Raw genomic sequence first — 8,418 nt, forward strand, 5'->3', positions numbered from 1 at the left:
CATCCCACTCTCATCCCCGTCAAACGGATTTGTGAACCAAGCCGGGTCGTTTAGTTGTTCCCATTGCCATTTAGCGAGTTGAGTGCCATCGGCATAATCCATCAGATTTTCGGGTATCTTGCCCCAGTCGTTCTTTTCGTCGTAACCGTAAGTATTGTCAAAGATGTGCTGCAAACGCCATCTGCCGTGTCCCAACTCGTGAGCAACAACCTGACTTAGCTTATCAGACGACAATCCACCTGAGAACACAAACCCGAACTGCTTGCCCCGGGGCATAAAGGCTTGCACATTGCGCCCGTTTTTGCTCTTATTCTCTTTCAGCAGGAAGATGTAACTGGTCTTACTATCTATGTTGTTGTCAGCTTTGTATGCCGAGATCAGGGCATTCATCTGGTCGTTATATGCTTCCAGCATGCCGCTCTTTTCATCTATCAAAGTAGATATATCACCTTTATAGCTGAATTCATCAGTCACCACTTGCCATTCCACACCCACAGGGTTGTATATTGCATTCAAACCTTTTTCCAAAGCGTCGCCATTCACGGTTGTGCCTACCTGTACGACAACCAGTTTATTGGTTTGCTTTTGGTATGTCACTACATTCAGTTTACCCAGCGTCAGGTAGCTGGAACTGCTTCCATTCTTCGGATACAGGGCAAATACTTCCTGTACATCCTTGTCCTGACCTGCAGCAACAGTCAATTCAAATTCGTTGTTACCCAGAAGTTTTGTATCAAAACGTGTACCTTGTGGCGTAGAGAAAATAATCTTGCCCGGATCAATATCCGCCGGATTGCCTTTCGCTATTTCCACCCGTGCCACTACCTTATCGCTACCCCCCACAGGCAGGAACTTCCACGAAGCGTAATAATCATCGGCAAGTTTATCGTACTCCTGTCTGATCTTTACGCTTGTTTTGTATCTGTCGTTCCATTGGTCAAGGGCATAAACACCCTTGCCTTGTTCAAAGGTCACCACCGCACTGTTGTTTGATAAGGCCTTTGCGTTGTAGTTGTTGTCCGACAACGGATCACCTTGTTGCCCCAGATAGGTCACAACCAGTTTTCTGTTTTTTTCTGTCTGTATATTTTGTCCGAATACAGAGAAAAACAGAGACAAGAATAAAAAAAGGAATGTTTGCTTTTTCATTTATTAAAAGGCATATTTATCATCCAATATTCTTCTTCTTTTTTCTTCCTTTCTGCTAATTCTTTAGCTCCAGCAAGAATTGAATCTTTGTCATAACTTTCTATATGAACATTTTCATTTTCACATACTCCCCGTAGATAACTTAATAATATTGTATCATAAGACAATGGAGGGTCAGAAGACATAAAATTCTGTTTGCTGTTGATACTTGACATCTCAATTAGCTTTTCTATGGAATAAGCTGTTTCTAAACTTAAAAATAATGACATTAGTGATACAGGATTCTCGGAATATCCATTTGACTCAACGCACTTTTTAACTATTTTGTTTACTTCATCCTTAATATCAGGGTCATTCATTCTCAATAAATATATAGCCAAAGGTTGAATTTGACTGAATCTATCCATTATTAACTTGTCCGATATATCCCAGTAATTTTTCCAAATCTTGTATGCTTCTGGATAATGACTCAGAGAATGTATATGCATTGCTCCATGAGATTGAAACATTAAAGTTTCCCTTTGTTTTTGAAGTTTTTTGTTTTCATCAGCCACCAACCAGTCAAGAGTAAAGTTTCTGTATTTGACATATAATTGATTGTTATTAGCAATGGAGTCATAATTTAACTCACATATATTAGTAACATATTGTTTTATTGGGAGAATAGGTTTTACTCCTTCACGTTCGTCTTTTTTCATAAATTCATCCCAATATATTCTGTGTTTCTTTAATAGATATTCTATATAAACATCAGTATCTAATAATTTTAGAATTTCAATCTTTAGTTCTTGATCATAATATACCTCTTTGAAATCTATATTATAGTGTTTTTTTCTAGAATATATATCCAATGCTTCATAGGGTGAAAATGTATCAAAGTAATAACGTAAAGAATCATTATTTACCTGTGCTATATTTTGAGGATATAAACAGAGTAGAATTAAATAAAGTATTATTGTTTTTTTCATTATCTATGTTGTTGATTTATTAATTGTATTTTGTACCATCGTCTTCTAGTTACTCCGTAGTCCATAAAATTATGACGGGTAGCTCCTTGTGTAGTATTTATTGGGAAGTTAATGATAACTCCATTTCCTTTAAATGATTCTGGGAATCCTAACCAATGTCCCAATTCATGAGCCGTAATTTCACCATCGCTTACAGATGTACCATTTTTAAAACGAATTCCCCCTCCTGCATTATTAGTATAATGAGCTCCTTTAACATCACTACCGTTAATACTCAAATTTGTAATAAAATAATAATCGGTTGGTATAGTCAAGTGTCCACCAAAATTAGTTGCAAAATTAAATCTTGGGGCAGCATTGGTTCTCAGCATTATAAATGCAGAAGTTGAAGTCGTACATGTATCAAAAGCAACAGTTCTCAAATTAGAGTTGTATCTAACTGTATCTACATTGAACTTTATAAATAGCTGATTGTGTGAGTTATTTCTTAGGTAGTTTTCTATTGCATTAAAATCGACACTTGGATAGTTGCTTTCATCTGCAAATTTCGTATAAATTAGAGTTACATTCTTTTCCACTTGATCTGCTGAATAATATTCCAAACAGCCTACCACCTCTCTCGTTGATTTTATTATAACATCAATAAACGTAGGTGTTATTGTATTTCCATTGATTGCTCGTTGTGAATAAATTCTCAACCCGTTATTTTTTATATTTTCCAATTCAGTTCGATTTACGACAAGTGAGTCGTTTTGTCCATTCAATTGTATAATATTATTCATTCTTGATTTAAATATTATTCTAAAAGTAGTATCATTGGTTATTTTACTTTCAAAATCTTTTAAATCTACTTTGATTACCGCTTCATTTCTTACCGAAACTCCAAGCACTGGAATATAGTACACATTGCCTTTCACATGTATTGTATCATAATAATTGGGGTTTTTCAATGTTGACTGCTCATCAAATCCTTTATCAAAAAAGTAGCGTCCATTATGGCCGTTTCCTATGTCAAATTTTACATATGGAATGTCATAAGTGTCTATCTTTAACTCGAATATTTTATTTCTACCAATCTTCATCGTAACCTTACTTCCATTTTTTAGGTTTGTTGAATAATCTGATAATCTTAAAAAGTATTTTACCGAATCTGATGTGATGGAATCTTTTAACAAAGGTATATTAATATTGCTTCTTATTATTCAAAATGCACATTTTGCTCTATCCAATACTTAAGTTGCTCTTTTATTTTATTCTTATTAATCTGCGATATTTTTTTTATTAATTCGTCATCATTTTTACAATTAGATATTTGTTCTGAATAATTGTCTATAATATTACACCACTCTTTCCATTTACTATTTGCGATAAAGCAGCCGCTTAACCATAAAAGTGTACTTTGTTCTATTGGGTACAATTCCTCTGTTATACTAGATTGACCTCCAAATATGTTAATTACATGTGTCTCTTTTCCCGTAATATCAATAAAATCAACCATATTGGATAAAATATCTTTATCCTGTAAATATATTCCAACCAGGTAGAAGTCGGATATTAAGTTGTTGACCTGCTCATTTACAGAAATATTTCGATAAATAAATTTTGGAGAATCTGTTTTTAAGATAGTGTGTTCAATGATATAGTCTAACGTATATAGCTGTTCAATATTCTCCAAAATCGAATCATTACCTAATTTTGCTAATGCTAACAATGTCTCTTTCCTTGGGTAGAGTGGATTATTTATATTATTTAAAAGAATTATGCTTGCCTCTTGCACATTCCAAGATCCTATTGATAAAATAAGTTCTTTAGGGAATGGATAAGATTTAAATTTTGCTATCTGATTATTTATATATTCATTTTTTATTGAATCTTGTTTTTGAATGAAACAAAGAGAATCGTTATTACATATACTCCACATTTTTTTATTTAGATTATCAAGAATACTTTTATCTAAGTATGTTGCTTTATTTATAATCTCTTTTGGTAAATAACCATTTAAAATGTTTACAACTTTATTTTTTGTACTATCTGGAAGTTTTATATTTTCCATATAATCCAAATCTGTCAAATACAGATAATAAACATTATCTAACTTATTATTTATTTCTTCAATATTTTGAGAATGTAAGATTGTACAAAACATAATACAATACAATGTGATATATATTTTTAATGCTTTCATGGATTAGGTGTTTGATTATAAATAATTTGTATCTGTGATTTAAAAAACATTTTACGAGGGGTACTAATATAATCCATATAATTATGTCTCGAAAAACCTTGGGCTGGATTTCCAAGTATTATGTCGTTGAATGTATCTTTTAACTGTAATGTGTGTCCACATTCATGAATAATATATTCTAACATATCATTACGTGTAACTCCTGGTATAAGCCACATAGCAGCATAAGGACTATTGTTTAATACTCCACCACCCTTATAACCTCCTGTAGCTGTATCAGTAAATATAAGATCTGTCATTATCACATAAAATGTATTCGGATTATGTAATGTAGGATTGAATGATTTATGGACCATTAATCCACGGAGAGCTCTTCTATAAGCAGATTCGGAAGTGCTTAGATGTGCTGCTGTAGCTACTGTATCCACAAATGTATATATAGAAGGATTTACATTAAAAATTTTAAATGATTGATTCAGTGAATTATTATTCATTTTATTTTCTAAATCAATTGGATTTACCGTATTGCTCATAGGTAAGGTATCAGTCTTATAATACATAATTTGGACATTTATAGTAGGTTGTTTATTCATTGTCACAATTTCACATCTACCTATCAATATTTTTTCTTCTAGATTATTTTTTTCTTTTCTGTAAAAAGAAATATAATCAGGAGTGCCAAAATTGTTATATGAGTTTATACTCGTTATATTTGCAATTGATGTCGTTGTATCATATATACAAGAAATATTAAGGGATGATGATTCTATAAAATAGTTATAAGAAGGCATCTTATCTATGATATCAGCCTGTATTGAAATGGTTTGATTCGGATTCATTGTGATGAATGGATTGTATAATAGAGCTCCATCGCTATTCCTAATTGTATCATATATAGCATTTATTTTAGGAAGAGAAGTTGATGCAAAATCGAAACCATCATCAAAACCAAATTCTCCATTATAGGTAGATAACGTCTTAAATTCGACATGAGGACTATTATGTATCTGAATATCAAAATAGGCCAGTGTATCTTTTCTGCCAATATCTTTAACTTGAATGAAAAGGTTATTTAATAGATTAGTTTTCACAAGATCTGTATTTCTTAATGTGTCCGAATTTACAACAATATATATACTATCAAAATTAATTGAAGAACTATCTCTTTTATGTAACTTAATATGTTTTTCACTCTTATTCTTTGCCAAATTTAGTTTCTGATTATGCAAAGCAATTGAATCGTTTTCAAATGTAAAATAATAATCAATGTGAGAAGGTAAGTCTTTTATAGGAACAATAATTTCGTCCATTATCCTAGACTGAGATGTTTCATTACTTTCTTCTTTCGCAAGAAAGATATTCCCCTGTTCATCCGTTTCGGCATCCACCCGGTAGATGTTTCCATCCTTGTCTTTAATGGTTATCGGGAAGGCGGTCTTACCGTCATTTGTGGGAGGGGTGAACGACGAAACCTTTTGCCCGTCGGTGGTAAAGACAGTCACTTCTCCCGATTCGGGATTATAGTCGAATACAGGATTTTCGGGGATGGTTACATCCAACTGTATGTTGGGCATGATAATTCCCTCACGGGTATTTTCATGTCCTCCTTCGGTGATCTCGTCAATGTTGGCGATCTGGCTTTCCGTTTCGTCATACTTCGCCCTGACCGAGCCTCCGATCATCCGTTTGTCGGTATTGACCTGTATGTTATCGAACTCTACCTGCCATTTGGTTTCCAGAAGCCAGTTGACAGGAACCCATCCTTCTCCCGAGAAAGACCCGTTACTGCCCGATACCCGTGTCAGGGTCATGGGATAATCGTTCAGCATCACCACATCTCCTGTCTTGAGGTTTTCTATCGGCTCTTTGTTATCGAGGCTGAAGTCGCCCATGATACCGCATCGGGCAAACCTTTCCTCGTTTACTGCGGGAAGGGCAATTTCTCCCGTTTCCGAGAATACGGGTTGTCCCATTGTGCAGATGCTGCCCACACGGTATTCGTAAGTTTCGCCCCTCTGCAATCCATATAGAGTCTGTTGGGTTTCGTAGGTGTTGTTTTCTACCCATGTGGCATCCGTACCGTATTTCAGCCTGTATTGTACCACATATTCATTGGCTTTCTGCGGAGCCGTCCACGAGAGGGTCAAGTTCCGGTCTTTGAGCGTGGCAGTGCAGTTTGTAGGCGCATCGCACCCTATGGTCGTATTGAAACAATAGACCTCGCTATACCCCTCATTGACAAACATATTCAGTTCGTCAACGCCATCCTTGGCAATCGCCCTGACACGCCATGCGTATCTCTTATCGGGATCGAGAGGCGGCATCATCACGTTGTACATCAGGTAGCTATAAACCAACTGTTCCTGATAGATAAGAGGTGCATACAGGAATGCACTCTGAGGAGCAGCACCATTATTTGGTAACTCTTTCAGTTCGAAGAGATATTCTACTTGCGAAAGGTTTTTATGTAGCGGTTCCCATTGAAATTTCAGGTTCAATGGGTCTTTAAAGGCAATATGTTCGTTATTGGACGGCAGGCGCAATACGGGCGGTTTCTGGTAAGTCAGCCAGATGGGAGCCGTTGCAGGTGCAGACAGAATTTTACCGGTGTATTTTTCCACTACCTGAAAGGTAAACTCGATCATGCCCTCAGGCAACTTCCCTTGATTGAAAGACCCTTGTGTATTTATATTCCTTGGCAGGAGGTAGGGAGCCAAGTCCTCCTGAGTCAGGCGGAAAGGGATGCCGGCATCTAAAGTTATAGTGGGATAATTGATCTCCTCTTTACTTTGTATTTTCAATCCGTTGGCTGCCGTAACACTCACCCTGAGCCGTACATCAAGCGTAGGCTTCTGTTGGTCACGGTTGAGCAGGGTTACCACCAACCGTTCCTTACTGCTGGAATAATAATCGCTCAGGTAACTGCTGTATGGCTTGGCTACATATACGTTAGCCTGAACGGGATAAGTGCTTTGTGCTTGCACTTTGCCGGATAACAACCCCGTCAGGGAAACTACCAGTAGAAGCAATTGTTTGATATATGATATTTTATTCTTTTGCATCGTTTCTTTAGTAACAGATAGAATTAATGATCTTTTTTTTATTTACTTACATGTTCGATTTTAATGGTGCGTAGCCAACTTGTCTACTTGTAACTCATAACTTGTAACTCATAACTTGTAACTCATAACTTGTAACTCGTAACTGAATTAAAGCGCCCTTTATTCAATAAAGTTTGTGTATTCAAATTCCGAAGAAGTACCTTTCACGTCTCCCGGCATGATGTATTGCAGTTTTATCTTGTAATCTCCTGCCGAAATAAACGGGAAGCGGGAGGTCAGATACCTACGGAAAGATGCATTGTTCGTATTTTGCAGGTTGGAATTAATCACCTGGCTCTGCAAATCCATAAAGTCCGTTTTAAATACCTGAGGCAGATTGTAATAATACGGGAAACGTTTGGTAACAAGTCCGGTATATATATTCGATTCCAACTGGTTCAGGTAAGTGGTCATTACCGGAAGAGCCTTTGCAGGAGGCACGCCCAACTCATTGACATTCCTCGATTGGATTCTGAACTGACCGTCGACAGGATAGTCCTGATAGATGAGCGGATAAATCTTTTCCTTGTAAAAATATTCGCCCAATGTAGCCGCCACGGATATCAAGGGTTTATTTTCCGATTGCATACAGCCTGTCAGTTCTGCCGGGTCGAAAGGTTCCATTCCGATGGTTTCGTATTCGAACATCAACACATCCGAAGCCAGCTTATTAACCGCCGNTACGGGAAACGTTTGGTAACAAGTCCGGTATATATATTCGATTCCAACTGGTTCAAGTAAGTGGTCATTACCGGAAGGGCCTTTGCAGGAGGCACTCCCAACTCATTGACATTCCTCGATTGGATTCTGAACTGACCGTCAACAGGGTAGTCCTGATAGATGAGCGGATAAATCTTTTCCTTGTAGAAATATTCGCCCAATGTAGCCGCTACGGATATCAAGGGTTTATTTTCCGAATGCATACAGCCTGTCAGTTCTGCCGGGTCGAAAGGTTCCATGCCGATGGTTTCGTATTCGAACATCAACACATCCGAAGCCAGCTTATTAACCGCCG

General features: G+C 36.6%; 6 protein-coding genes. All 6 read right to left on the minus strand.

Annotated features, from left to right (window positions below; genetic code table 11):
- The coding region (locus tag D0T56_RS16370; RefSeq protein WP_163321243.1) for a hypothetical protein at window positions 1-1,149 on the minus strand (1,149 nt) is incomplete at its 3' end.
- Complete coding sequence (locus D0T56_RS16375; protein WP_163321244.1) at window positions 1,146-2,117, minus strand: hypothetical protein; 972 nt, start codon at window positions 2,115-2,117, stop codon at window positions 1,146-1,148. The genes D0T56_RS16370 and D0T56_RS16375, both read right to left, overlap by 4 nt.
- Window positions 2,117-3,199, minus strand: a complete 1,083-nt coding sequence (locus tag D0T56_RS16380) for a hypothetical protein (protein ID WP_163321245.1) — start codon at window positions 3,197-3,199, stop codon at window positions 2,117-2,119. Before D0T56_RS16380 ends, D0T56_RS16375 begins: the two co-directional genes overlap by 1 nt.
- A gap of 116 nt (window positions 3,200-3,315) precedes the next feature.
- Window positions 3,316-4,302, minus strand: coding sequence for a hypothetical protein (locus D0T56_RS16385; RefSeq protein WP_163321246.1), 987 nt, complete (start codon window positions 4,300-4,302; stop codon window positions 3,316-3,318).
- Window positions 4,299-7,364 (minus strand): fibronectin type III domain-containing protein, encoded by a 3,066-nt coding sequence (locus tag D0T56_RS16390; RefSeq protein WP_163321247.1) that lies wholly within the window; start codon window positions 7,362-7,364, stop codon window positions 4,299-4,301. The genes D0T56_RS16385 and D0T56_RS16390 overlap by 4 nt, the downstream gene beginning before the upstream one ends.
- 159 nt (window positions 7,365-7,523) lie before the next feature.
- A complete protein-coding gene (locus D0T56_RS16395; protein ID WP_163321248.1) occupies window positions 7,524-8,051 on the minus strand; it encodes a hypothetical protein in 528 nt (175 codons plus the stop codon).
- Window positions 8,052-8,418 lie beyond the last annotated feature (367 nt).

It is taken from the genome of Dysgonomonas sp. 520, assembly GCF_010501095.1.
Classification (GTDB): Bacteria; Bacteroidota; Bacteroidia; order Bacteroidales; family Dysgonomonadaceae; genus QVMP01.

Excerpts from the sequence above, each read along its gene's own strand:
- D0T56_RS16375 (WP_163321244.1), bottom strand. The coding sequence starts at position 2,117 with ATGAAAAAAACAATAATACTTTATTTAATTCTACTCTGTTTATATCCT.
- D0T56_RS16380 (WP_163321245.1), bottom strand. The coding sequence starts at position 3,199 with ATGAAGATTGGTAGAAATAAAATATTCGAGTTAAAGATAGACACTTAT.
- D0T56_RS16385 (WP_163321246.1), bottom strand. The coding sequence starts at position 4,302 with ATGAAAGCATTAAAAATATATATCACATTGTATTGTATTATGTTTTGT.
- D0T56_RS16390 (WP_163321247.1), bottom strand. The coding sequence starts at position 7,364 with ATGCAAAAGAATAAAATATCATATATCAAACAATTGCTTCTACTGGTA.
- D0T56_RS16395 (WP_163321248.1), bottom strand. The coding sequence starts at position 8,051 with ATGTTCGAATACGAAACCATCGGAATGGAACCTTTCGACCCGGCAGAA.